The sequence below is a fragment of the Caballeronia sp. GAWG1-5s-s genome, assembly GCF_023631445.1.
Classification (GTDB): domain Bacteria; phylum Pseudomonadota; class Gammaproteobacteria; order Burkholderiales; family Burkholderiaceae; genus Caballeronia.
Window position 1 is genome coordinate 74020 of record NZ_JALQDC010000006.1, and the last position, 25638, is coordinate 99657.

Sequence of the window (25638 nt, forward strand, 5' to 3'; positions counted from 1 at the left end):
GCGCGGAAGGCTCGTGCGCGTGTCGCGATAGCACTCGCGTCGTTGCGCACCTTCATGGGAAAATCACAATGCAACCCGCCATTGAACGCGGCGCCTTAGAAAGCGAAAAAAGCGAACACAGCGCAAGCGATAAAAACCAAAGCGATAAAAGCGCAGGTAAAAACAACGAATGCTTCGGCGCGCACGCGGTATCGGTTGCCGGCTTTTCAGGCCCGAGGTAAGCCCATGAGCGCGTTTCATACCAGCGGTATGACGAGTTCCGGCGTCAGTCGTTCACGCGTCGTTTCACTCGATCCCTTGCGCATGCGCGCAAAACGCCATCGCGCGCATGCGCTGCATCGTGCCGAACGCATCTGGCGCGATGGCGCGGACCCCGTCGATCTGTGGATCGAGCTCTTGCACGGCAACCAGCTCGAACCGCATGCCATGCTGGCCTACACGGTCACGCAGGACTTCGAGGACGACCAGTTCACGCTCGGCCGTCCGCCTCATGAAGACATCGAAAAGCTCTACGGCCTGCAGGTGCAGGAACTCGCCGTGTTCGGCTCGCTCGAAGAACGCGCGCTCGTGCAAACGCGCCGCGGCAATACGGTGCTCGTCGAGGTCGATGCCTTCTTTCTGCCCGACATGCGCGCGCTTTTCTATCGGCGCGAGCATGTGAAGACGACTATCGCCATCGACGTGATCGACGCCAACGCACGACGGCTCGGTTACTTCCATCACAGCGGTTATCACCTGCTTCACGGCGACGACTACGACGGCGTGCTCGGAACCAGCGCTGCGCACGATACGGCTTCAACCGGTGCAGCGGGCACAGCGCGTGGGCAAGCCCTGTTCCCGCATGTCGAGTTCATCAAACGCGCGCGCGAATCGCTCGGCGGGACAGCGCTTGCGGAAGCATCGGCAGACCTGTTGTGCGCGCACCTGCTGCGCCGTCCCATGTATAACCCGATATCGCGCTGGCGCAGCGCGTTTCCAGCGCATGTCGATACGATGCTCGAGCGCGGAGAAACGTATGCGCGGCCCTATGCGTCTCACGTGATGCGTCAGCTCGGCGGCAACTTCGAGCTGCTCGCGCATTACCTCGAATGGATGCGCGAACAGGGCTTCGACATTCCGGTGACGACCCACGTTGCCGCTCGCGCGATCGCAAGCGAAGCGAAGGCGCTGCAATGCCGGCTCGCGCGGGCGCTCGCAAACTGGCAGGCGGATCTCTGCGACGCCTCGTTCGACATCATGGAAGCCGCGTATGAGCGCGTGGTGCCCACGCTCGCGGCTATTGTCTGCTGATCGTTCGCTGATCGTTCGCCTTACGCGCGGGAGCCGCGCGTCACGCACATGCTTATGACATCGCGATGATCTTCCGTCGCGTCATGCGCATTTCACGCTCGCATGGTGAGATGCGACGTGCGCCAAGACCCATGTTGTCCCCGATGAAACATTTCCGCGCCGCGTAATGGCGCGTTCCAGACGTTCGGCGCGCACATCCGGATGTCGGGTCGATCCTCGGAACCACTGCAGCTTTCGCAAACGTTTGACACGCGAATAGCGGTTTTCGAGGGAAAAGCCGGTCGCTTCCATGCGCTATGTGGGCGAACTCACGCCCTCTTGCAGGCACGATTCACGCATTCGGGCGCGGCATGGCCCACAGACGAGCCGTTTCGTGCAGCAGGCGCAACGTTTAGCAGTTTGCGAAATTGCCATGGAACACATTCTTCACTCCGAGCAAAGCCTTGTGCAGCAAGGCTTTGGCGGGAAGCAAGAGGGCCCGCGCCGGCAGCACGTTCGTTAGGCCACGAACATGATGGAACACAGATGAATCAATTTTCAATGTCCCTACAAAAGGAGGGGTTCTCGCAGTGGGACGCGGGCCTCTGAGGCTTATCGCACGGTGATCGTCGAAGCTCGGCCCCGTCCGCGAGCCGTTTGCGCTGACGATACCCCTCCGGGCGTATGGGGATTCCTAAGACCAGCAATGTTCAAGACTGAAACAAAATAGCGACGCTGCGCCGCATCACAGCAGGGGTCCGAGCAGTGAGGCCCCACCAGCATTGACGTTCGCCGCATTGGCACAGTCCTCGCTAAAAGAGTCGCGCAACCCGAAGCGACGCGATCTACTAAATCAACTCAAGCGAGCACGGGCTGCTAACGGGGCTGGTGTGAGACGTTTTCACAGCCGCGAAAGACGCGACCGAGAACGATCACACCAGTAAAGAAAAAAGTGAAGCGCAACGCGCGAAGTTACGAGAGAACAAACATGCTGACCCTTCAGTCCGACCTGCACGGCAACCACCTCCTCGGCGCCCTTCCGGCACATGAGTGGCAAGCTCTGACTCCGCATCTCGAACTGGTTCAACTCCGCACCGAGCAACTGCTCTGCGATTCGGGCCAACGTATTCATCACGTGTACTTCCCGACGACCGCCATCATCTCCTTGCTGCATACGATGGAAGACGGCGGTTCGGTCGAAATCGCCGCAGTCGGCCGTGAAGGCATGACGGGCGTGCCGGTCCTGACCGGCGGCGAAACCATGCCCACGCGTGTCCAGGTGCAGTGCCCGGGATTCGCGTATCGCATGAGCGCGCAGGCATTGCGCGAACAGTTCGGACGTTCGGACTTTCTGCGCCGCCTGATGCTCCTGTACATGCAGGCCCTGCTCACGCAAGTCGCGCAGACCGCAGCGTGTAATCGTCATCATTCGCTCAACAAGCAGCTGTGCCGTTGGCTCCTGATCGAAATCGACCGCACCGCGTCGAACGAACTGCAAGTCACGCAGCAACTGATCGCCGACATGCTGGGCGTGCGTCGCGAAGGCGTGACCGAAGCGGCCGGCAAGCTGCACGATGCGGGCCTCATCCACCATAGCCGCGGCTGCATCAAGGTGGTGGATCGCGAAGGGCTGGAAGCGCGCGCGTGCGAATGCTACGGCCTCGTCAAACGTGAGTTCGACCGCCTGCTGCCGCGTCTGCGCGCGCAGGAGACGGCTTCGGCCTCCAGTGTCTGAGATGCGGATGCACAATAAAAGTCACGATATGTTCGGCTGGACGGCGCGCTGTCTGGACGTGTTCTTCGTTATCGCGGGCGGGGTGATCGCGCATTCCATGCGCTTTTCCTCGCTCGAATTCAGCGATATCGAGAAGCTCCTGATCGCATTCAATAGCGTGCTGGCATTGCTGTTGTTTCCGACGTTCGGGGTGTACGAAGCCTGGCGCGGCAAGCCGCTTCCGATGATGCTGGCGCGCGTCACGCTCGCCTGGATGACGGTGGCCGCTGCGGCGCTTCTGCTTGCCTTCACGCTGCATCGCATGGACGCCGTGTCGCGGCTCTGGTTCGCGTATTCGACGCTCATCTCCGGCGCGCTCATCGTGCTCGCGAAATGCGTGGTGTACGCGAGCCTGCGAATCATGCGCGGCCGCGGCTTCAATCAGCGCACGGTGGCGATCGTCGGCGCGCAGGGCTTCGCGCGCACGCTGCTCGCCCATCTGTCGAGCACGCCCGAGCAAGGCTTCACGCCCGTATGTCTGCTCGACACGACGGGCGACGAAGAGCTGCATGCGAGCGGCGTCGGCAGCCGGCCCGGCGCGTCCATGCGCCTGCCGGTGCTCAACGACTTCGACGAACTCGTCGAGAAAGTGCGCGCCGAGGACATCAACGAAGTGTGGCTCGCGCTGCCGCTTTCGCAGGAACACACGATCTATCGCTTCGTGCATGCGCTGCGGCACGACTTCGTGAATCTGCGGCTGATTCCGGACACGCGCAGCATCTCGCTCTTCAATCATTCGATGACCGACGTCGCGGGGCTCGCGACCATCAACCTGACGACCTCGCCTGTCAGCACCTTGCAGATGTGGCCGAAGCTGCTGTTCGACCGCTGCTTTGCCGCGGCCGCGCTGCTCGCGCTTTCGCCGATCATGATTTCCATTGCGATCGCGATCAAGGCGACATCGGAAGGGCCGGTCTTCTTCACGCAGAACCGCAAGGGCGCGGACGGACGGCCGTTCAAGATCTACAAGTTCCGTTCGATGGCCGTGCACCGCGAGACCAAGGGTCACGTGACCCAGGCGACGCGCAACGACCCGCGCGTGACGAAGATCGGCGCGTTCCTGCGCCGCACGAGCCTCGACGAACTGCCGCAGTTCATCAACGTGCTGTTCGGCGACATGTCGGTGGTCGGGCCGCGTCCGCATGCGATCGAACACGACGATCTGTACAAGGATCTCGTCTACGGCTACATGTTCCGCTATCGCATCAAGCCGGGCATTACCGGCTGGGCGCAGGTGAACGGCTATCGCGGCGCGACCGAGAAGGTCGAGAAGATGCAGAACCGCGTGAAATTCGACCTGTTCTACATTCACAACTGGTCGTTCTGGTTCGACATCAAGATCGTCGCGATGACGCTGTTCAAGGGCTTCATCGGACGAAACGCATACTAAGCGTTGAGCGCTGCATGCAACGAAAACGGGCCCGGCGACTCCGTTTGCCGGGCCCATTGTGCTTGTGGCGAGGCGCTTCAGTAGTCGATGCGCTCGACGCCCTGCTCCGTGCCGAGCAGGCACAGGTCCGCGCCGCGCGCCGCGAAAAGACCCACCGTCACCACGCCCGGCCACGCGTTGATCTGCGCTTCGAGTCCGCGCGGGTCCGTGATGGAGAGCCCCTTCACGTCGATGATTTCGTTGCCGTTGTCCGTGATGAACGGCATGCCGTCCTGCGTCACGCGCACGATCGGCACGCCGCCGAGCGCGGTGACCTTGCGGCCGATCGCGGTGCGCGCCATCGGCACGACTTCGATGGGCAGCGGGAACGTGCCCATCACGTCGACGCGCTTGCTCGCATCCGCGATACAGACGAACACCTCCGCCACCGACGCCACGATCTTCTCGCGCGTGAGCGCCCCGCCGCCGCCTTTGATCATCGCGCCGCTCGCGTCGATCTCGTCGGCGCCGTCGACATACACCGGCAGCGTGTCCACGTCGTTCAGGTCGAACACCTTGAAGCCGTGCGATTCGAGCCGCGCCGTCGTCGCGAGCGAACTCGATACGGCGCCGCGATAACGGCCTTTCGAGGCGGCCAGCGCGTCGATGAAGCAATTGGCCGTCGATCCGGTGCCGACGCCGATGATCGAGCCTTCGGGCACGTGCGCGTTCACATAGTCGGCCGCGGCCTGGCCGACGCGCTGCTTGAGTTCGTCCTGAGTCATGGAAATGGTGCTGCGCGTGAGGGGAAAACGCGATTTTATCGGAGCGCGCGCCGCCTTCCCGCGCTTTTTGCGCGTGGGGTCAGAGGATGCTGCGCAGGAATCCGAGCGGATCGTGCGTGCGCGCGACGGACGCGATAAACGCGAACACGATGATCGCCAGCACGCCGAAGACGGCGCGTGCGCCCTTCGTCCGGCCGCGCTTGAGGGCGAAGGTGCCGAGCACGATGTAGACGACGAGGCCCGCGATCTTCGCGCCCAGCCACGCCGCGTTCGGCCCAAAGCCGATGATCGCGACGAGCGCAATCGCGCTCGCGAGCAGGAGCGTATCGACGATATGCGGCACGATCTTGCTCGCACGGGCGGCGAGTAAGCGCGAGTCCGTCAGCATCCAGATCCAGCGCACGACGAAGCCCGCGATGCTCAGGCCCGCGCACGTCATGTGGAGCGCGCGTAGCGGCAGGAAGTAGTCGCCCATTTCTTCTTTTGTCTAACGCAACGGTCAGGGGAAGTACTTGTCCAGCAAGGCTTGCGCGATGGCGTCTGTTTGCGCATCGGCATCGCCCGCGTAGTCCGACGGCCGGAAGTGCATCTGGAACGCGCCGAAGACGCGGCGCGTCCTCTCGTCGAGCACGCCGTCGGTGGCGACGTCGTAGCCGTAGCGCTTCAGCTTTTCCTGCAACGCGCGCACGTCGCACGGCGCCTTGGGATCGCGGCCGGCGAGATGCGCGGCCACGGTCGCGTCGTCGGGCCATGCGCCGATGCCCGCCTCGTACAGCGTGCGCCACGGAAAGAGCGGACCGGGGTCAATCTTGCGCTGCGGAGCGATGTCGCTATGGCCGACCACGCGCGTCGGCGGAATGCCGTAACGCTCGACGATGTCGCGCGAGAGCTTCACGAGCGCATCGACCTGCGCAGGAGGATACGGCTGCCAGGTTCGGCCGGCCGGGGTATCGATCGGTCCGAGGTTGACGTTCTCGATGCCGATCGACGACGCGTTCAGCTCCGTCGCGCCCTGCCAGTAGCTCTGGCCGGCATGCCACGCGCGCTTGTCCTCGGGCACGAGCTGGTAGACGACCGGCTCGCCGTTCTCGATGCGCGGCGCGTCCGGCACGACGTAGTGGACGCTGACCTCATCGCCCGTGAGGACGGCGAGCGAGCGCGCTTCGTCGATTTCCGTGTAGTGCATGACGAGGAAACGTACGCGCGAATCGGCGTTTTTCGCGTGGTGTTGCGTGTCGGCGATGTAGGTGCCGCGGTTTTGCATGGTGGGGGTGCAGGCGGTGACGAGAGCGCAGGCGAGCGCGAGACAGACGAGGCGAAGCATGCGAAACACCTTACTTCTTCACCATCCTTTGCCGCACGGCCTCGAACAGGCACACCCCGCTCGCCACCGACACATTGAGGCTCTCCACCGCACCCGCCATCGGAATATGCATGATCTCGTCGCACGTCTCGCGCGTGAGGCGGCGCATGCCCTCGCCTTCCGCGCCCACGACGATGGCCACCGGGCCGTCGAGCTTCGTCTCGTAGACGCTCGCCGTCGCTTCGCCCGCCGTGCCGATCACCCAGACGCCGGCATCCTTCAGTTCGCGCAGGGCGCGCGCCAGGTTCGTCACCGTGATGTACGGCACGCTTTCGGCCGCGCCGCTCGCCACTTTCGCGGCGGTCGCGTTGAGGCCCGCCGAACGATCGCGCGGCGCGATGACCGCATGCGCGCCCGCCGCGTCCGCAACGCGCAGGCATGCGCCGAGATTATGCGGGTCGGTGACGCCATCGAGCACGAGCAGCAACGGCGTTCCCGAAATGCCATCGAGCAGTTCGGCGAGGTTCTGCGCGAGCGGCAAGTCGTGCGCGCGGGCCACGACGCCCTGATGCTGGATATTGCCCGCGAGGCCCCACAAACGCCCTTCGTCAGCGGCGATCAGGCGCACGCCCGCGTCCTTCGCGGCACGCAGAAAGTCCTGCATGCGCCGGTCCTTGCGCGTGGGGTCGTACAACACTTCCTCGATAGACGAGGCATCCGCCCGCACGCGCGCCGTCACCGCGTGGAAACCGTAAAGAACCTTGAGACGTGACATGACTGATTCGACCTTCGTGATAACCATGAAAAGCACGACGCGGCCCGGCGCAAAGCGCACCGGACCGCGCGTATTCGTTGACGCGATGAGCGCCGGCTAGCGTTTCTTGCGCGCCGGCCGCCCCTGCGCCGACGACTTCGACGCCGAGTTGGACGTCCCTCCGCGTTTCTTCGCCGCGCCGCCGCGCGCCGCCGGCGACGCGCCCTTCTTCGTGCCGCCGCGCTGACGCGTGCTTGGCGCATCGTCGTTCAGCGGACGAATGCGCGGACCCGTTGCGCCATTCGCGCCCGAGGCGCTGTGATCGGCCGTGCCCGACGACGAACGCGGCGACGGCTTCACCGGCGTGTCGCGCACCAGACGGAAGTCGATCTTGCGCGCATCGAGATCCACGCGGCCCACCTGCACGCGCACGCGGTCGGTCATCCGGTAGCGGATGCCGGTGCGCTCGCCGCGCAGCTCGTTCTTGATCTCGTCGTACTGGAAGTAGTCCGAGCCGAGTTCCGTCACATGCACGAGCCCTTCGATAAAGAGCGAATCCAGCTGCACGAAGATGCCGAACGACGTCACGCCGTTCACCATGCCGCCGTATTCCTCGCCGAGCTTGTCGCGCATGAAATAGCACTTGAGCCAGGCTTCGACGTCGCGTGACGCTTCGTCGGCGCGACGCTCGTTCGACGAGCAATGCAGGCCGAGTTCTTCCCACACCGCGACGCTGTTGCGCGACCGGCTGCGCGCGCTGTCGTCGGCCAGTTGCATTTCGCGCGCGGCTTTCGTCAAGCCCGTGCTCAGCGAAACGTCATGGCCGATATCCGGCACGTATTTCTTGCCCTGCAGAATCGCGTAAATGGCGCGATGCGTGAGCAGGTCGGGGTAGCGGCGAATCGGGCTCGTGAAATGCGCGTACGCCTCATACGCGAGCCCGAAGTGACCGATGTTGTCCGGGCTGTAGACGGCCTGCTGCATCGAGCGCAGGACCATCGACTGAAGCATCTGCGCATCCGGCCGGTCGCGGATCTGCGCGATCAGCGCCGCGTAGTCGCTCGCGTGCGGCTTGTCGCCGCCCGTCAGCGTCAGGCCGACGCCGCGCAGAAACTGCCGAAGATTCTCGAGCTTTTCCTCGGTCGGCCCCGCGTGCACGCGGTACAGGCCCGGATGCTTGTTGCGCTTCAAAAAGTCCGCCGCGCAGACGTTGGCCGCGAGCATGCACTCTTCGATCAGCCGATGCGCGTCGTTGCGATGCCGCGGCAGAATCTGCTCGATCTTGCCCTGCGAGTTCACGACGATATACGTCTCCGTCGTGTCGAAGTCGATCGCGCCGCGCTTCTGGCGCGCCGCGTGCAGCGCCTTGAAGACGCCGTAAAGGTTCTGCAACTGCGGCACCAGTTCCGCGCGCCGCGCGGCTTCCGGGCCCTTGGTGTTCGCGAGCACCGCCGCGACTTCGGTGTAGGTGAGCCGCGCCGCCGAGTGCATCACGCCCGGATAGAACTGGTACGCCTTGATCTCGCCGCGCGCGGTGATGACCATGTCGCACACGAGCACGCAGCGGTCGACGTCCGGATTCAGCGAGCACAGCCCGTTCGAGAGCTTCTCGGGCAGCATCGGGATCACGCGCCGCGGGAAGTACACCGACGTGCTCCGGTCCAGCGCGTCGACGTCGAGCGGCTCGTTCGGACGCACGTAATGCGACACGTCGGCGATCGCCACGAGCAGGCGGAAGCCTTGTCCGCGGCCGACGGCGACGGGCTCGCAATACACGGCGTCGTCGAAGTCGCGGGCGTCTTCGCCGTCGATCGTGACGAGCGGCACGTCGCGCAAATCCACGCGATGCCGGATGTCCACCGGCCGCACTTCGTCGGGCAGCTTGGCGGCTGCGGCGAGCGCGGCGTCGCTGAACTGATGCGGCACGCCGTACTTGCGCACCGCGATCTCGATTTCCATGCCGGGATCGTCAATATCGCCGATGACTTCCACCACGCGTCCGAGCGGCTGCGAATGGCGGCTCGGAAAGTCCGTCAGATCGACGGACACGACCTGCCCGACTTTCGCCTTCTTCGGGTTCTGCGTGATGAGAATGTCGTGGCCGATGCGCTTGTCTTCCGGCACGAGAATCAGCGCGCCGTTTTCATTCACGAGCCGCCCGATGATGCGCTTGTTCGCGCGGTCGGTGACTTCGACGATATGGCCTTCGGGCCGCCCGCGCCGGTCATAGCCGACGATGCGCGCGAGCACGCGGTCGTTGTGCATGACCTTCTGCATTTCGCCGTTGGGCAGGAAGAGATCGTCCTGGCCGTCATCGCGGATCAGAAAACCGAAGCCGTCGCGATGACCCTGCACGCGCCCCGCGACGAAGTTCGACGGATGCGTGAGCTGATAATGGCCGCGCTTGTCGAGCCGGATTTGCCCGTCGCGTTCCATGGCCGCCAGTCGCTTGAAAAATCCTTCGCGCTCCTGGCGCTTGATCGACAGGGCCTCGGCGATGTCGTTCGCGGAGTGAGGCGTTTCGCTCGTGCGCAGCACGCCGAGAATCTCTTCGCGGCTGGGAATCGGATACGGATATTTGCTCAAGGGCTTAATAGAGTTCTTCTCGTTGGACTGGACTTTCGCCGTGTTTTGCCGTTAGTCGAGCGGCAATCGTTGAAATCATTCTAACACTGCCTATTGTGCGCACTGACCGCCCGGCCGGCGCTTGCTCGTTGCCAGTGCAGCAAACGCTGGCCCCGCCGCGACCGGCGATGAAACGCTTGACAGCGGCTCACGAGTCGCTATAATGGCGTTCTTTGCTGCTGACGCAGACAAAGAAATACGCAGCAACGCACCCTTGCCCAGGTGGCGGAATTGGTAGACGCACTAGGTTCAGGTCCTAGCGGTGGCAACACCGTGGAGGTTCGAGTCCTCTCTTGGGCACCAGATGTCAGGAAACGCCACCTTCGGGTGGCGTTTTCTTTTTATGCGGAGACCGTGCTTTTCGGCTCCTGCCGGTCGTGAAGCGCAGTTGACACGGCTCGGCTTCCCGCTAAAATAGCGGGCTCGCTGTACCCCTTGGCCCAGGTGGCGGAATTGGTAGACGCACTAGGTTCAGGTCCTAGCGGTGGCAACACCGTGGAGGTTCGAGTCCTCTCCTGGGCACCAAGGTCCCTTTCTCGCGAAGAGCCCCACGCATATGCACGTGGGGCTTTTTGTTTTCCGCGCGCCATTTTTCTGCTTATGAGCGTCTTCGCTTTGCTTTCGTTTTTATTCGACGTCTGACTCGGATTAAAGCGAAATGAATGGATCGGCCGCGTTATCGTCTTTTCTCCATCAGTAACGATCAGCACGCTCTTGAACGGCGGCGTACACTCGTCCTGCCCGCGTGGCCTCATGACCGCCGCGTGCAATCGCATTGCATATCAATCGATCAATACTGATTCGGAGACCGAGGCGATGAGTTGGACGCGAGAACAAAGAAACGTAACGATTGCCGCTTATCTCGGCTGGACGCTGGACGCATTCGATTTCTTCCTGATGGTCTTCGTCCTGAAGGATATTGCCGCGGAATTCAACACGAAGATTCCCGAAGTCGCCTTTGCCATTACGCTCACGCTCGCCATGCGCCCTATCGGCGCGCTGATTTTCGGCCGGCTCGCGGACAAGTTCGGCCGCCGTCCGACGCTGATGGTCAATATCGCGTGTTATTCGTTGCTGGAATTGCTCTCCGGCCTCTCGCCCAACCTGACGACGCTTCTCATCTTGCGCTCGCTTTTCGGCATCGCGATGGGCGGTGAATGGGGCGTCGGCTCTGCGCTGACGATGGAAACCGTGCCGCCCAAGGCGCGCGGCTTCGTTTCCGGCTTGCTGCAAGCCGGCTATCCGAGCGGTTATCTGCTCGCGTCGATCGTATTCGGCGTGCTGTATCAGTTCGTCGGCTGGCGCGGCATGTTTTTCGTCGGCGTGGCGCCTGCGCTGCTCGTGCTTTACGTTCGCGCGCATGTGCCCGAATCTCCCGCATGGCGAGCGATGGAAAAGCGCAAGCGTCCCGGCCTGCTCGCGACGCTCAAACAGAACTGGACGCTCTCCCTCTATGCGATCGTTCTGATGACCGCATTCAATTTCTTTTCGCACGGCACACAGGATCTTTATCCGACGTTTCTACGCGAACAGCATCACTTCGATCCGCATACGGTGTCCATCATTACCATCGTGCTGAATATCGGCGCGATTGTCGGCGGATTGTTTTTCGGGTCGTTGTCGGAGCGAATCGGGCGGCGCGTGACCATTTTTATCGCTGCACTGATTGCGTTGCCGGTGCTTTATCTGTGGGCGTTTTCGGTGACTCCCGTTGCGCTGGCGATCGGCGCGTTTCTGATGCAGATCTCAGTGCAAGGCGCGTGGGGCGTTATTCCGGTGCATTTGAACGAGATATCGCCCGATGAGATTCGCGCCACTTTTCCTGGGCTCGTGTATCAACTCGGCAATCTGTTGGCCGCAATCAATGCGACGATGCAGGCGTCGATTGCCACTTCGCATGGAAACAACTACGGCATGGCGATGGCGATCGTCGCGGGTACGGTTGCGGTGGTCATTGCGGCGTTGATTTTCTTTAGCCGGGAGCGCAGGGGGATCGATATGACGCGGTCGGCGGAGGAAGTAGGGGCGACGGGATAGGGCTTGGGGCGTGCGGAACCCCGCGCATGCATGAGGCCCCTTCGGATTGACCCGTTCCAAGCCGAAGCGCAAGAAGATGCACTTCGGCTTGGTCGTCGCGCAGAAGCTAGCGAGCTAGAAAGCGGAAAACGTCAACCGGGACTCGAACGCTGCGTTTCCCCCCAATTATGCTCAACTTCTTAACGAGCGTTCGAACTGACGTTTCTGAGACATCGAAAAGCTGAGCTACTTTGCTTGCGGATGCTCCGCCGTGGGTCAAGATTAATATCTGAAATCTAACGAAAGAACGAAGACGGCCGTCAGAATCTTTGATGACCCGGCCGGAGCTCGAAATGATCGCGTTGGCAAGAATTGCCCGTTCTCGCGAAGTAAGCCTCTTGGTTTTATAACAGTGCCTCCCACCAGTGTCCAGAAATGTGTAAAGCGTCGACTCAAAGAGAACGTGATCTCTGAAACCAGCTTCTCCAAAATGACAATGAAGGTTTAGCTTAGTCGGTTGTTCATTCTTTTTGCGCATTCGATATGCTCCTGTCCTACCAAAGTGGCGGTAGCGAATTGCTACCCAGGAGCCGGAGGTTGCGATTCGCGCTGCGGGGGTCATCGGCCGACCCAACCACAGCGCCCATTCATACATACTGCTACAGGTAATTCGTTTTTTCTCTGCTGCCGGCTTTGCGCCGCGCGAAAGTCGACAGCAACCTCATTTTTAACTGGCCGCGTGACATTTAGCCCATACGATTACTCCTATTTTCACTAAGAGTCGTCGGTTCGTCTCGCGATGGATAGTTGACTGCGGTTCACCAGTCCTCCGGGACGCGGCTCAGATACTAAATAGGGCGTCGGCTTGCACCGTGCCAAGGGGCGTCCCACCCAGCCTCGCCTCGTCGAGCGAGTCGCGGTCCTGATCGAACCTACCCACTGCGCCCAACGACATCGCTTCGCAAGATGGAAGAACAATCCGCGTCTCTCGTTTACACCTGACCACTTCGGCACCGTCAAACGGGAAGACAAGTCATGACGCAAGCGCACGTCCGTCGCCTCCTCTACTCGACGCTCGCGTGCGCGCTATCAGCGGCGATTACCGCTAGCCCGGCCCCCGCCCGAGCGACTCCGCAGCCGGCGGTCAACGAAATCGCCACCCAGACTGCCGACCAACAAGCCCAATGGCTCGCACGCGCCGCCGCCGACGGCACGCTCGCGCGCCTCAGCGACGACGAACTCGTCGCCCTCTTCCGCGCGCTCGATCCCGCGACGCTGCCGCGCTATCTGCGCGACGGCTTGGTCCGCTATGCGTCGTGCGAATTCACGATCCTCCGACGCGAGCGCATCGGCGGAAAATGGCCGAAGCGGCCCGACCACATGCTCGTGCGCGTCACGCGCGAGCCGCTGCGCATCTACGCCAGATGGCTGCCCGATGGCGCCCATGCGGGCCAGGAAGTCATCTACGACGAGTCCAAGCGCCCGGGCGAACTCTACGGCCATGCCGGCGGCTTGCTCGGTGTGGTGTCGATGTGGACATCGCTGAACGGACCGCTCGCCCGCGCGCAATCGAACCATTCGATCCGCGAACTCGGCATCGATGCCGTGACGCAGCGGTTTATCGACGAAGGCAAGAAGTTCGCCGACGCCGACATCACGCAGCCGTCGGATATCGCGGTGGCGACCGTCAATGGCGTGCGCGTCGTCGCGTTGACGTATGTCGCGCCGGCCGGGCAGCCCGACTTCTATGCGAAGCGCGAAGTGATCGACCTCGATCTCGGAGCGCCGCTCATCCGCGCGGTCGAATCGTTCGACAACGAAGGCAAAGTGTTCGAAAGCGTCGTCTTCGAGCACATCGAGCCAAAGCCGTTCGACGGCCTGACCTTCGATCCGCGCAACCCCGACTATCGCTTCTGAAGCGCGCGCTGACTGCGTGACACACGCTGTAACACGCGCATCCCAGCCGACGTGCAGCGTTTAAGTCTCGCCTAAGTTTCGGCCGATACGCTTGCCGCACTTCATCATCGACATCCACGACGCCGCTTTGTCCGCGGCGCGAATCGTCATGTAAACCAAGGAGTTCGCATGAACCTCCGCTCTGCTTCGGCTCCCGTGCGAGCCATCAAACGGCTCTTGAGTCATCACGAGATCGCCACGCTGCTCTTGCTGATGCACGCGCCGATCGACGCGATGGCCGCGCCGCCCGATGTGACCTCGCTGCAGGAATACGGCTACGTGGAAATTGTCTCGCCCGGCGCGGACGGTCCCAAGGTGCGCCTCACCGAAGACGGCAACGCCGTGCTGCGCGGCTTGGGCGTCAGGTAAGCGCCCTTCTTCCCGTCGCGATCTCTGTAATAATCGGTCGACCTTCCTAACCGACCGAGGAGTGATTCGCGATGCCCGCCATGGAACCCATCGTTCAACGTGTGCTGCTGACCAACGACGACGGCATCGACGCGCCCGGCCTGGCCGTGCTCGAAGCCGTCGCCGCAGAGCTCGCGCACGAAGTCTGGGTCGTCGCGCCCGAGCACGATCAGAGCGGTACTTCGCACTCCATCAGCCTGCATTCGCCGCTGCGCATCTCGCGTCAGGGCGAGCGGCGCTTCGGCGTTCAGGGCACGCCCGGCGATTGCGTCGTGATGGCCGCGCGCCATCTCATGAAAGACGCGCCGCCGACGCTCGTGCTGTCGGGCATCAATCGCGGCGCGAACCTCGGCGTCGAGACGATGTTCTCGGGCACCGTCGGCGCGGCGATGACGGGCCTTCTGCTCGGCCTTCCCTCCATTGCGCTCAGTCAGACGTTCTCCGACCGTGAGAGCGTGCGCTGGGATACGGCGCGCGCGCTCGCGCCCAGCGTGATCCGTCAATTGCTGGCCATCTCGCACGACGCGCCGACCTGTCTCAACGTCAACTTCCCGGACTGCGATGCGTCCGCGGCCGGTCCCCTCACCGTGACGCGACAGGGCGTCGGGCTCGTGGAAGGCATCGACGTGGTCGATGAGACCGATCCGCGCGGCATCGACTACTTTTGGCTGAGATTCCAGCGCGGTCAGCGCGAGAACGCGCCCGACAGCGAGACCGCCGTGGTCGCGAGCAAGCGCATCTCGGTGACGCCGCTGCATTTCGATCGCACCGATTCGCGCACGTTCGCCACGCTCGAAGCCGGTCTGCGCGGCGGCGCGTGAGCCTAGAGCCTTTCCTCCCAGACGCGACGGACGGTTTCTCGTATGCTGCGTCGGCAACGCGTCCGGCAAGGGCTCCGGGCGCCACGATCACAAAAACAAGGAGGCACTATGAAGCACCTGGTCCGCATCGCGGCTGGCGCGCTTATCGCCGTGTCGGCGGCGGGCGCGTTCGCGCAGACGTCGTCGCCCGCAGGCACCTGGCAAACCATCGATGATGCCACCGGCAAGCCGAAGGCGATCATCCAGATCATCGACGACGGTAGCGGACAGCTCTCCGGCAAGGTGGTGCGCGGCATCGGCGAATTCGATCACCCGGAGCGGCGCTGCACCGCGTGCACCGACGACCGGAAGGATGAACTGGTCAAAGGCATGACCATCATCACGGGCATGAAGCAGAACGGCGATACGTGGGAAGGCGGCCAGATTCTGGACCCGGAAAACGGCAAGCTGTACAAGTGCAAGATGAAGCTGGAAGACGGCGGGCAGAAGCTGGTGGTGCGCGGTTATATCGGCGTGTCGCTGCTCGGGCGCTCACAAACTTGGGTGCGGCAGCAGTAGCACTTCCTGCTTCGCAAATAAATACGGGCGGAAGACTGCGTGTCTTCCGCCCGTATTTATTTGTTCAGCGTGCAGGTCAGGCTGCGTGACGAACCGGCTCGTCGTCCTGCGGCGAGCGCGTCGCCGCAATGGCGCGCATCGGCTCCAAGGCTTCCGGTGTCGCAACCGGCAATTCGGCCGGCACGCGCATGCGCGAAGTCATGAGCCCGTATAACGATTCACCGGCGGGGCCGAAGAGCTGCGTCATCACGCGCAGCAACACGCCCGATTCATGCCACGCCTTGAAGCGCCGATGGCACGTCTGATACGACGGGTATTTGCGCGGCAGCGTGGACCACGACGCGCCGCTATACATGACCCACAGCACGCCGTTCAGCACGGCGCGCGTGTTGGCCAGAGGACGGCCGCGCAACTCCGAGCGCGGACGCAATTCCGGAAGCAGCGGCGCGACCATCTGCCATTCTTCGTCGGACATATCGCGGTAGGGTTTCACGGCATTCTCTCCAATTAACTGCTGATTAACTGGCCAGAACGATACCGAGTGCCCTTCAACCGGCAAATCAGAGAGGTCCTAATCTTGAAAACCCGGCGAAAGCCTTGTGCCATTTGGCTAGACGCCTGTTTTTGATTCTCGTATTAGCTCACTTGAGCGAAATGTTCGCGAGCCGCCGCGGCGCCTCCAAATACTCTTGCGACTGCATTTCGACGATGCGAGACACCGTGCGCGCGAACTCGTTCGCCATCGGCCCTTCAACGTACAAGTCCTCTGCCGGCACCGCCGCCGACATCAGCAGCTTGACCTTGTGGTCGTAGAAGACGTCGATGAGCCACGTGAAGCGGCGCGCTTCCGACGCCATGCGCGGCGACATCTGCGGCACGTCCGACAGGATGACCGCGTGGAAGCGGTTCGCGATCTCCAGATAGTCGTTCTGCGAGCGCGGACCGCCGCAGAGCGTCGCGAAGTCGAACCACACTACGCCATCCGCTTTGCGCAGCGCCTTGATCTCGCGCTTTTCGATATGCAGGATCGGGCTTTCGTCAGGAACGGCGGCGAGCTTCGCGTAATCCGCGCGCAGCGCCTTGTCCGCCGCCGCGCCGAGCGGCGTGTGATACGCCTGCACTTGCAACAGCGTGCGCTTGCGATAATCGGTGCCCGCGTCGACATTCAGGACGTCGAGATTCTTCTTGAGCAACTCGATGGCCGGCAGCAGTCGGTCGCGGTGCAAGCCCTCCGGATACAGCGTGTCCGGTTCGTAATTGGACGTCATCACGAACTGCACACCGTTGTTGAACAGGCGGTCCAGCAGGCGATACAGGATCATCGCGTCGGCGATATCCGACACGTGAAATTCGTCGAAGCAGATCAGCCGATAACGCTTCGCGATGCGCCGCGCCAGTTCATCGAGCGGATCGGCTTGCCCCTTCAGCTCCTCCAGTTCCCGATGCACTTCGCGCATGAACTCGTGAAAGTGCAGGCGCGTCTTGCGCTGCACCGGCACGACGGCGTAGAAGCTGTCCATCAGAAAACTTTTGCCGCGCCCGACGCCGCCCCACATGTACACACCGCGCGGCAGTTCCGGATGCACCAGAAACTTCCGGATCGCGTTCGAGCGTCGCGCCTTGTACGCCACCCATTCTTCGTAGCAGCGTTGCAGGCGAGCGACCGCCGCCAGCTGCGCTTCGTCGGACTGGTAGCCCCGCGTGCGCAGTTCGTTTTCGTAGTATTCGGTGACGTTCATCTTCTGCCGTTCGATGTGACGAAGGCGAGCGGTTTGATCCGCTCGCCTTCGTGTGCGATGCCCTGCTTGTTGCCCGAAGTCGAGCCGAATTACATGTTCAACGCGCGCTTGTCGACCGCGAGCGCCGCTTCGCGCATCACTTCAGACAGCGACGGATGCGGATGGCAAATGCGGCCGATGTCTTCCGACGCCGCCTTGAACTCCATCGCGACCACTGCTTCCGCGATCAGATCCGACGCGTCCGCTGCGATGATATGCACGCCGAGAATCTCGTCGGTCTTCGCGTCCGCGATCATCTTGACGAAGCCTTCCGCCCGGCCGATGCCCAGCGCGCGGCCATTGGCCATCATCGGGAACTGGCCGGTCTTGATCTCGCGGCCTTCGGCCTTGAGTTGCTGCTCGGTCTTGCCGACCCACGCGATCTCCGGTTCCGTGTAGATGACCCACGGCACGCAGTTGTAGTCGATATGCGGCTTTTGCCCGTCGATGATTTCCGCCACCGCCACGCCTTCGTCTTCCGCCTTGTGCGCGAGCATCGGGCCGCGCACGACGTCGCCGATAGCGTACACGCCCGGCACGCTCGTCGCGCAGTGATCGTCCACGTCGATGAAGCCGCGCTCGTTCGCCTTCAGGCCGATGCTTTCCAGACCGAGGTTGTCCGTGTTCGGCACGCGTCCGACGGAGACGATCAGGCGGTCCGCTTCCAGCGTTTGCGCGTTACCCTGATTGTCCGTGTACGCGATCGACACGCCGTTGCCGGTCGTCTTTACTTCGCCGATCTTCACGCCGAGGTGAATGTCGAGACCTTGCTTCTTGAACTGCTTGGCGGCTTCCTTCGCGAGCGAATCATCCGCTGCGGCGAGGAATTGCGGCAGCGCTTCGAGCACCGTCACTTCGGCACCCAGACGACGCCACACCGAGCCGAGTTCAAGACCGATCACGCCCGCGCCGATCACGGCGAGCTTCTTCGGCACCGAGTCGAACGAGAGCGCGCCTTCGTTGTCGGCGATCAGCTTGTTGTCGACCGGAATGCCCGGCAGATGACGCGCCTTCGAACCCGTCGCGATGATCACGTTCTTCGCCGTGACGGTTTCCGTTTCGCCCTCGCCCGACACTTCGATCTGCACGCCGGCAGCGTTCTTGCCGGTGAACTTGCCGTGACCCTTGAGCCACGTGATCTTGTTCTTGCGGAACAGGAACTCGATGCCCTTCGTCATCTTTTCGACAATGCCGTCTTTACGCGCGAGCATCTTCGACACATCGAGTTTCACGTCCGACACGCTGATGCCGTGATCCGCCAGATGCTTCGACGTATTTTCGAATTCTTCGGAGGACGCGAGCAGCGCCTTCGACGGAATGCAGCCCACGTTCAGGCAGGTGCCGCCGAGCTTCAGCGCGCCGGCCGGGTTCTTCCACTTCTCGATACACGCAACCGTCTTGCCGAGTTGCGCTGCGCGAATCGCCGCGATATAGCCGCCCGGGCCCGCGCCGATCACGACGACATCAAATTCCTTGGACATGACTTTCCTTGAGTAGACCCCGCTCTTGCGGAGACGCCTTCGAGCGGTGCGCGCGAGCCTATCGCGCGCACCGAAGGCACTTTGTTCTTACAGGTCCAGCAGCAGACGGGCCGGATCTTCCAGCGCGTCCTTCATGGCGACGAGCGACAGCACGGCTTCGCGGCCGTCGATGATGCGGTGGTCGTACGACAGCGCGAGGTAGTTCATCGGACGGATCACAATCTGGCCGTTCTCGACCACAGCGCGTTCCTTCGTCGCGTGCACGCCGAGAATGGCGGACTGCGGCGGGTTGATGATCGGCGTCGAGAGCATGGAGCCGAACACGCCGCCATTCGAGATGGAGAACGTGCCGCCGGTCATTTCTTCGATCGACAGCTTGCCGTCGCGCGCCTTCGCGCCGAATTCGGCGATCTTCTTCTCGATGTCGGCGAGGCTCATCTGATCCGCGTTGCGCAGGATCGGCACGACCAGACCGCGCGGCGAACCGACCGCGATACCGATGTCGAAGTAGCCGTGATAAACGATGTCGTTACCGTCGATAGATGCGTTCACGAGCGGGAACTTCTTCAGCGCGTGGACGGCGGCCTTCACGAAGAACGACATGAAGCCGAGCTTCACGCCGTGTTCCTTCTCGAAGCGGTCCTTGTACTTGTTGCGCAGGTCCATGACCGGCGCCATGTTGACTTCGTTGAACGTCGTCAGAATGGCGTTGGTTTGCTGCGATTCGAGCAGACGCTCGGCGATACGCGCGCGCAGACGCGACATCGGCACGCGCTGTTCCGGGCGATCCTTCAGCCACTGATCCGCCGATGCGGGCGCGTTGACTTGCGGCAGCGAAGGCTTCGCGGCCTTCGCGGGCGCAGCGGCCGGAGCCGGTGCCTTGGCGGCGGCGGGTGCGCCGGCTTGCGCGGCGAGCGCGTCGCCCTTCGTGATGCGGCCGTCGCGGCCCGAGCCCGACACCTGGTCGGCGGACACGCCCTTCTCGGCCAGAATCTTCGTCGCGGCGGGCGATGCCGCGCCGCCCGCGACCGAGCCGCCCGTCGCGGAGGCGGTCGCTTGCGCGGTCGCCGACGACGACGCCACGGCCGGCTCGGCTTGCGGCGCGGGCTTCACTTCGGCGTCGCCAGCGGCGGCGGCTGCGGGCGCTTCGCCTGCCTTCGCTTCGGTGTCGATCTTCGCGATGATCTCGTCAGCGGTGACGATATCGCCGTCATGCTTGATGACTTGCGCGAGCACGCCAGCCGACGGCGCCGGCACTTCGAGCACCACCTTGTCGGTTTCGATTTCGATCAGGATTTCGTCCTGGGCGACTGCCTCGCCCGGCTTCTTCTTCCATTGCAGCATGGTGGCTTCCGAGACCGACTCGGAAAGCTGGGGAACCTTGACTTCTACGATAGCCATTTCTGTATTGTCCTAATGCGTTCTGTGTGTACGAGCGTCGGAACCGGCGCGCTTGCCGCACGCCGGTCCGATCAGGCAACGATTACTTCGCGATGGTCTGCGCACCCTTCAGGCGGCCGAACGCGCCTTCAACCAGCGCCTTCTGCTGCTCGTAGTGCTTCGCGTAGTAGCCGACCGCGGGCGAGGCGGAAGCGGGACGGCCGCTGTACGCCAGCTTCATCCCTTCCTTCATGCCTTCACGCAGATGGTGCTCGATGTAGAACCAGGCACCCTGGTTCTGCGGCTCGTCCTGCACCCAGACCACTTCGGTCGCGTTTTCGTACTTCTTGAGTTCCGCGTCGAACTGCTTGTGCGCGAACGGATACAACTGCTCGATACGCACGATGGCGATGTCGTTCGCCTTCGCTTCGCGGCGATGCGCGACGAGGTCGTAGTACACGCGGCCCGAGCAGCAGATCACGCGCTTGACCTTCTTCGCGTCGATGCTTTCGTCCACTTCGCCGATGACCGGCTGGAACGAGCCCTTCGCCAGCTCCGACAAGTCCGACACCGCTTCCTTGTGACGCAGCAGCGACTTCGGCGTGGCAATGATGAGCGGCTTGCGGAACAGGCGGATCATCTGACGGCGCAGCAGATGGAAGATCTGCGCCGGCGTCGTCGGCTGAACCACTTGCATGTTGTGGTCCGCGCAAAGTTGCAGGAAACGCTCGATACGCGCCGACGAGTGCTCCGGACCCTGGCCTTCGTAGCCGTGCGGCAGCATCATCGTGAGGCCGGAGACGCGGCCCCACTTCACTTCGCCCGACGAGATGAACTGGTCGATCACCACTTGCGCGCCGTTCACGAAGTCGCCGAACTGCGCTTCCCACGCGACGAACGTGTTCGGTTCGGCGGTCGAATAGCCGTACTCGAAGCCGAGCACCGCTTCTTCCGACAGCACCGAGTCGATGACCGTGAACTTCGCCTGGTTGTCCGCGATGTTCTGCAGCGGAATGTACGTGCCGTCGTTCCAGCGCTCGCGGTTCTGGTCGTGCAGCACCGCGTGGCGGTGCGTGAACGTGCCGCGGCCCGAGTCCTGGCCCGTCAGACGCACGGCATAGCCCGATGCCACCAGCGACGCGAACGCGAGATGCTCGCCCATGCCCCAGTCGAGCTTCGCTTCGCCACGGCCCATCGCGCGGCGATCGTTGATCACGCGCTCGACGAGCGGATGCAGCTTGAAGTTCTCCGGAATCGTCGTGATGCGCTCGGCGAGACGCTTCAGTTCGGCGAGCGGCACGGCGGTGTCGGCGGCGTCGGTCCACTTGCGGTTCAGGAACGGCACCCAGTCGACCGCGTACTTGCTCTTGTAGTTCGAGAGCACCGGGTCGATGGTGTGATGGCCTTCGTCCATCGCCTGACGGTACGCCTTCACGTAGTTGTCGGCGTCTTCGGCCGTGATCACGCCTTGCTGCACCAGCTTCTCCGCGTACAGCGCGCGCGTGCCGGGATGCTTCGCGATGGTCTTGTACATCAGCGGCTGCGTGACCGCCGGCGTGTCCTGCTCGTTGTGGCCGAGCTTGCGGAAGCAGACGATGTCCACCACCACGTCCTTGTGGAACTTCATGCGGAAGTCGATCGCGAGCTGCGTGGCGAGCACGACCGCTTCGGGATCGTCGCCGTTCACGTGCAGCACCGGCGCTTCGATCATCTTGACGACGTCCGAGCAATACAGCGTCGAGCGCGAATCGCGCGGGTCCGACGTCGTGAAACCGATCTGGTTGTTGATGACGATATGCAGCGTGCCGTGCGTGCCGTAGCCGCGCGTTTGCGCGAGGTTCAGCGTTTCCATCACGACGCCCTGGCCCGCGAAGGCCGCGTCGCCGTGGATCTGCACCGGCAGGACTTGCAGGCCTTCTTCATCGCCGCGGCGATCCATGCGCGCCTTCGCCGAACCTTCGACCACCGGGTTGACGATTTCGAGGTGCGACGGGTTGAACGCGAGCGACAGGTGCACCGGGCCGCCTTCGGTCGCGACATCCGACGAGAAACCCTTGTGGTACTTCACGTCGCCGGCCGGCAGGTCGTCCACGTGCTTGCCTTCGAATTCGGCGAAGAGGTCCGCCGGCATCTTGCCGAGCGTGTTGACCAGCACGTTCAGACGGCCACGGTGCGCCATGCCGATGACGATCTCCTGCACGCCGTTCTTGCCCGCGTGACGCACGACTTCGTCCATCGACGCGATGAAGCTTTCGCCGCCTTCCAGCGAGAAACGCTTCTGGCCGACGTACTTGGTGTGCAGGAAACGCTCGAGTCCTTCCGCGGCCGTCAGGCGGTTCAGGATGTGCTTTTTCTTGTCGTTCGAGAAGTTCGGCGTCGAGCGGATGGACTCGAGACGCTCCTTCCACCAGCGCTTTTGTTCCGGATCGCTGATGTACATGTACTCGGCGCCGATCGTGCCGCAGTACGTGTCACGCAATGCCTTGACGATCTCGCGCAGCGTCGCGCGCTCGAAACCGAAATACAGGTTCGTGGCGCTGTACGTCTGGTCCATGTCGGCTTCGGTGAAGTCGTAGAACGCAGGCTCGAGTTCGGGGATATGCGGACGCTCGCGGCGCTTGAGCGGATCGAGATTGGCCCATTGCGAGCCGAGGAAGCGATACGCGCCGATGAGGGACTGAACGTAGACTTGCTTTCGCGCGGTAGCGAGATCTTCGGTGGCGCCTTCGCGCTGAACGAAGCCGTTGGACTTCGCGCGCTGGGCAAACGACTCGACGATCGGGCCGTGGGCCACGTCGTTGTGATTCGTGCCGTCCGACGCGGGCACGTTCTGCAACGCGTCGAAATAGGCTCGCCAGGTCTCGGGCACTGACGCGGGATTATCGAGATATGCCTCGTACAACTCTTCGACGTACGGAGCATTACCGCCGAACAAATAGGAGTTCGACTGGAATTGCTTCATCATTTTACGCTCACCTTTCTTCGAGTTTCTCGAGGAAGTGCGGGTTACAAAACCTTCCGCGACACGGCCTGACCGTTTAGCGGATTGCGCGAATCAAGTCTGCTTGGAAGGACCTAAAAAGCGACAGCTAATCCGAATAGCATAGCACAGATGCATTCGTCATATGACCGGACGTCGCACCGTTGCGCAGGCATTCGCCCCTCTGCAACGGGCATGTGCGGGCATGTGCGGGCATTTGCGGTCGATGCAAGAGCGCCGGCCATGCGTGATTGTCGGCCTCGGCTGGCGATTCTTTAATGCATGCAGGCAAGCATCGAATGCAAAAAGCCGCCCGAAGGCGGCTTTTGGACTGCAACGTCGGAGACGATTTACTCCGCCGATTCGCGGCTCGCGCGACGGCGCTCGTGTTCCTTCAGGTGACGCTTGCGCAGACGAATAGACTGCGGCGTCACTTCGACGAGTTCGTCGTCGTCGATGAATTCGACCGCGTATTCGAGCGAAAGCTGGATCGGCGGCACGAGGCGCACGGCTTCGTCGGTGCCGGAGGCGCGCACGTTGGTCAGCTGCTTGCCCTTGATCGGATTCACGACGAGGTCGTTGTCGCGGCTATGAATGCCGATGATCATGCCTTCATAGAGCGCATCGCCCGGCGACACGAACATGCGACCGCGGTCTTGCAGCTTCCACAGCGCATAGGCGACAGCCGCGCCGTCGTCCTGCGAGATCAGCACGCCGTTGCGGCGCTCGCCGACCGAGCCTTCCTTGACGGGCGCGTACGAATCGAACGTATGGCTCATCAGACCCGTGCCGCGCGTGAGCGTCAGGAACTCGCTCTGGAAACCGATCAGCCCGCGCGCCGAAATCTTGTATTCGAGGCGCGTGCGGCCGCGGCCGTCGGACGTCATGTCGAGCATTTCGCCCTTGCGGCGGCCGAGCTCTTCCATCACGCCACCCTGATGCTGGTCTTCGATATCGACCGTCAGGTTCTCATACGGCTCGCACTTCACGCCGTCGATTTCCTGCAGCACAACGCGCGGACGCGACACGGCAAGCTCATAGCCTTCGCGGCGCATGTTCTCGACGAGAATCGTCAGATGCAGTTCGCCGCGGCCCGAGACTTCGAACGTCGTTTCGTCGCCGGTATCTTTCACGCGCAGCGCGACGTTGTGGTTCAGTTCCTTCGTGAGACGGTCGCGAATCTGGCGGCTCGTCACGAACTTGCCTTCCTTGCCCGCGAGCGGCGACGAGTTCACGAGGAAGTTCATCGTGAGCGTCGGTTCGTCGACGGTGATCATCGGCAGCGCCTCGGGATTCTCCGGCGAGCAGATCGTCACGCCGATGCCGATTTCCTCGATGCCGTTGATCAGCACGATATCGCCGGCCTGCGCTTCCTCGACTTGCACGCGCTCCAGGCCGTGGAACGACAGCACCTGATTGATCTTGCGATTAAGGATCGCGCCGTCCGGACCCGAGCGCACCGCGACCTGCATGCCGGGGCGAATACGCCCGCGCGCGATGCGGCCCACGCCGATACGGCCGACGTACGTGTTGTAGTCCAGCGAGGTGATTTGAAGCTGCAGCGGGCCGTCCGGATCGGCCGGGCGCACCGGCACGTGTTCGAGAATCGCTTCGAAGAGCGGACGCATGGTGCCTTCGCGCGTTTCCGGATCGAGGCTCGCGTAGCCGTTCAGGCCCGACGCGTAGACGACCGGGAAATCGAGCTGTTCTTCGGTGGCGCCGAGCTTGTCGAACAGATCGAACGTCTGGTTGATCACCCAGTCGATACGCGCGCCCGGACGGTCCACCTTGTTGATGACGACGATCGGCTTAAGACCGAGCGCCAGCGCTTTCTTCGTGACGAAGCGCGTTTGCGGCATCGGGCCTTCGACGGCATCGACGAGCAGCAGCACGGAATCGACCATCGACAGCACGCGCTCCACTTCGCCGCCGAAGTCGGCGTGTCCCGGCGTGTCGACGATATTGATGTGCGTGCCTTCGTATTCGACCGCGCAGTTCTTCGCGAGAATCGTGATGCCGCGTTCCTTTTCGATGTCGTTCGAGTCCATGACGCGCTCGGCGACTTGTTGATTTTCCCGGAACGTGCCCGATTGACGGAGCAACTGGTCGACGAGCGTGGTCTTGCCGTGGTCGACGTGGGCAATGATGGCGATATTGCGGAGGGCGCGAGTCATAAGAGTATCTTGGTTGTGCGCCGTCGGAGCGAGGGCCGCCAAGCAGAACGCTCAATGGCTGATGGCTCGGCAGACCCTCGGATAAGCGTCACGTCACGCTTTCGATTTGCGTGACTGCTTCGTGACTGCCTGGAATGACTCTTCGGGCCCGGCGCGGTGAGAACCGAAAATTATAGCACGCTGACGTGTCAGCATCGAACTGCGTCT

At 62.7% G+C, this 25638-nt stretch carries 20 protein-coding genes and 2 tRNA genes; 11 read left to right on the plus strand and 11 right to left on the minus strand.

Annotated elements, in window-relative coordinates; genetic code table 11:
* Nucleotides 1-68: 68 nt before the first annotated feature.
* The 4 genes from NCR34_RS08290 (at nucleotide 69) to NCR34_RS08305 (ending at nucleotide 4433) form a co-directional block, all read left to right on the plus strand.
* Complete coding sequence (locus tag NCR34_RS08290) at nucleotides 69-221, plus strand: hypothetical protein (protein ID WP_250499559.1); 153 nt, start codon at nucleotides 69-71, stop codon at nucleotides 219-221.
* A gap of 82 nt (nucleotides 222-303) precedes the next feature.
* A complete protein-coding gene (locus NCR34_RS08295; protein WP_250499560.1) occupies nucleotides 304-1290 on the plus strand; it encodes a DUF1839 family protein in 987 nt (328 codons plus the stop codon).
* A gap of 967 nt (nucleotides 1291-2257) precedes the next feature.
* Nucleotides 2258-3004 (plus strand): Crp/Fnr family transcriptional regulator, encoded by a 747-nt coding sequence (locus tag NCR34_RS08300; protein ID WP_159836384.1) that lies wholly within the window; start codon nucleotides 2258-2260, stop codon nucleotides 3002-3004.
* Nucleotides 3005-3032: 28 nt separating this feature from the next.
* Complete coding sequence (locus NCR34_RS08305) at nucleotides 3033-4433, plus strand: undecaprenyl-phosphate glucose phosphotransferase (protein ID WP_250499590.1); 1401 nt, start codon at nucleotides 3033-3035, stop codon at nucleotides 4431-4433.
* A 77-nt stretch (nucleotides 4434-4510) separates the two neighbouring features.
* On the opposite strand, the gene rpiA is transcribed toward NCR34_RS08305, so the two are convergent.
* The 5 genes from rpiA to rnr form a co-directional block, all read right to left on the minus strand.
* On the minus strand, nucleotides 4511-5197 hold the full coding sequence (gene rpiA / locus NCR34_RS08310; protein WP_248319974.1) for a ribose-5-phosphate isomerase RpiA: 687 nt from the start codon (nucleotides 5195-5197) through the stop codon (nucleotides 4511-4513).
* Between the two features lie 79 nt (nucleotides 5198-5276).
* Nucleotides 5277-5672, minus strand: a complete 396-nt coding sequence (locus tag NCR34_RS08315; RefSeq protein ID WP_250499561.1) for a SirB2 family protein — start codon at nucleotides 5670-5672, stop codon at nucleotides 5277-5279.
* 24 nt (nucleotides 5673-5696) lie between these two features.
* Entirely contained in the window at nucleotides 5697-6521 is an 825-nt protein-coding gene (locus tag NCR34_RS08320; protein WP_250499562.1) for an N-acetylmuramoyl-L-alanine amidase, read from the minus strand.
* A gap of 10 nt (nucleotides 6522-6531) precedes the next feature.
* Nucleotides 6532-7275: a 23S rRNA (guanosine(2251)-2'-O)-methyltransferase RlmB gene (gene rlmB, locus NCR34_RS08325; RefSeq protein WP_175940483.1), complete on the minus strand. Its 744-nt coding sequence runs from the start codon at nucleotides 7273-7275 to the stop codon at nucleotides 6532-6534.
* Nucleotides 7276-7371: 96 nt separating this feature from the next.
* Nucleotides 7372-9840, minus strand: a complete 2469-nt coding sequence (rnr, locus tag NCR34_RS08330) for a ribonuclease R (RefSeq protein WP_250499563.1) — start codon at nucleotides 9838-9840, stop codon at nucleotides 7372-7374.
* Nucleotides 9841-10095: 255 nt separating this feature from the next.
* On the opposite strand from rnr, the gene NCR34_RS08335 reads away from it, so the two are divergent.
* The 7 genes from NCR34_RS08335 to NCR34_RS08365 all read left to right on the plus strand — a co-directional run bounded on the left by NCR34_RS08335 (nucleotide 10096) and on the right by NCR34_RS08365 (nucleotide 15638).
* Nucleotides 10096-10182: transfer RNA gene (locus NCR34_RS08335), tRNA-Leu, on the plus strand.
* Between the two features lie 135 nt (nucleotides 10183-10317).
* Nucleotides 10318-10404, plus strand: a tRNA-Leu gene (locus NCR34_RS08340).
* A 291-nt stretch (nucleotides 10405-10695) separates the two neighbouring features.
* The gene (locus NCR34_RS08345) at nucleotides 10696-11916 is read left to right on the plus strand and encodes an MFS transporter (RefSeq protein WP_248319978.1); all 1221 of its coding nucleotides are present in this window, start codon (nucleotides 10696-10698) and stop codon (nucleotides 11914-11916) included.
* A 1014-nt stretch (nucleotides 11917-12930) separates the two neighbouring features.
* On the plus strand, nucleotides 12931-13812 hold the full coding sequence (locus tag NCR34_RS08350) for a DUF1571 domain-containing protein (protein WP_250499564.1): 882 nt from the start codon (nucleotides 12931-12933) through the stop codon (nucleotides 13810-13812).
* 168 nt (nucleotides 13813-13980) lie between these two features.
* Entirely contained in the window at nucleotides 13981-14220 is a 240-nt protein-coding gene (locus NCR34_RS08355; protein WP_175940487.1) for a hypothetical protein, read from the plus strand.
* Between the two features lie 71 nt (nucleotides 14221-14291).
* Nucleotides 14292-15080 carry a 5'/3'-nucleotidase SurE gene (gene surE, locus NCR34_RS08360; protein WP_250499565.1) on the plus strand — a complete coding sequence of 263 codons (789 nt, stop codon included), beginning with the start codon at nucleotides 14292-14294 and terminating at the stop codon, nucleotides 15078-15080.
* Between the two features lie 108 nt (nucleotides 15081-15188).
* On the plus strand, nucleotides 15189-15638 hold the full coding sequence (locus NCR34_RS08365) for a DUF2147 domain-containing protein (protein ID WP_250499566.1): 450 nt from the start codon (nucleotides 15189-15191) through the stop codon (nucleotides 15636-15638).
* 76 nt (nucleotides 15639-15714) lie between these two features.
* Here the strand turns inward: NCR34_RS08365 and NCR34_RS08370 are convergent, their stop codons facing one another.
* From NCR34_RS08370 to typA, 6 genes are all read right to left on the minus strand, one after another.
* Nucleotides 15715-16131: a transposase gene (locus NCR34_RS08370; RefSeq protein ID WP_250499567.1), complete on the minus strand. Its 417-nt coding sequence runs from the start codon at nucleotides 16129-16131 to the stop codon at nucleotides 15715-15717.
* 148 nt (nucleotides 16132-16279) lie between these two features.
* Complete coding sequence (gene zapE / locus NCR34_RS08375) at nucleotides 16280-17377, minus strand: cell division protein ZapE (protein WP_250499568.1); 1098 nt, start codon at nucleotides 17375-17377, stop codon at nucleotides 16280-16282.
* 89 nt (nucleotides 17378-17466) lie between these two features.
* Nucleotides 17467-18897, minus strand: a complete 1431-nt coding sequence (gene lpdA, locus NCR34_RS08380) for a dihydrolipoyl dehydrogenase (protein ID WP_250499569.1) — start codon at nucleotides 18895-18897, stop codon at nucleotides 17467-17469.
* Between the two features lie 87 nt (nucleotides 18898-18984).
* Nucleotides 18985-20298 carry a 2-oxoglutarate dehydrogenase complex dihydrolipoyllysine-residue succinyltransferase gene (odhB, locus tag NCR34_RS08385; RefSeq protein ID WP_250499570.1) on the minus strand — a complete coding sequence of 438 codons (1314 nt, stop codon included), beginning with the start codon at nucleotides 20296-20298 and terminating at the stop codon, nucleotides 18985-18987.
* Between the two features lie 82 nt (nucleotides 20299-20380).
* Complete coding sequence (locus NCR34_RS08390; protein ID WP_250499571.1) at nucleotides 20381-23242, minus strand: 2-oxoglutarate dehydrogenase E1 component; 2862 nt, start codon at nucleotides 23240-23242, stop codon at nucleotides 20381-20383.
* Between the two features lie 365 nt (nucleotides 23243-23607).
* A complete protein-coding gene (gene typA / locus NCR34_RS08395) occupies nucleotides 23608-25431 on the minus strand; it encodes a translational GTPase TypA (protein ID WP_248319987.1) in 1824 nt (607 codons plus the stop codon).
* Nucleotides 25432-25638 lie beyond the last annotated feature (207 nt).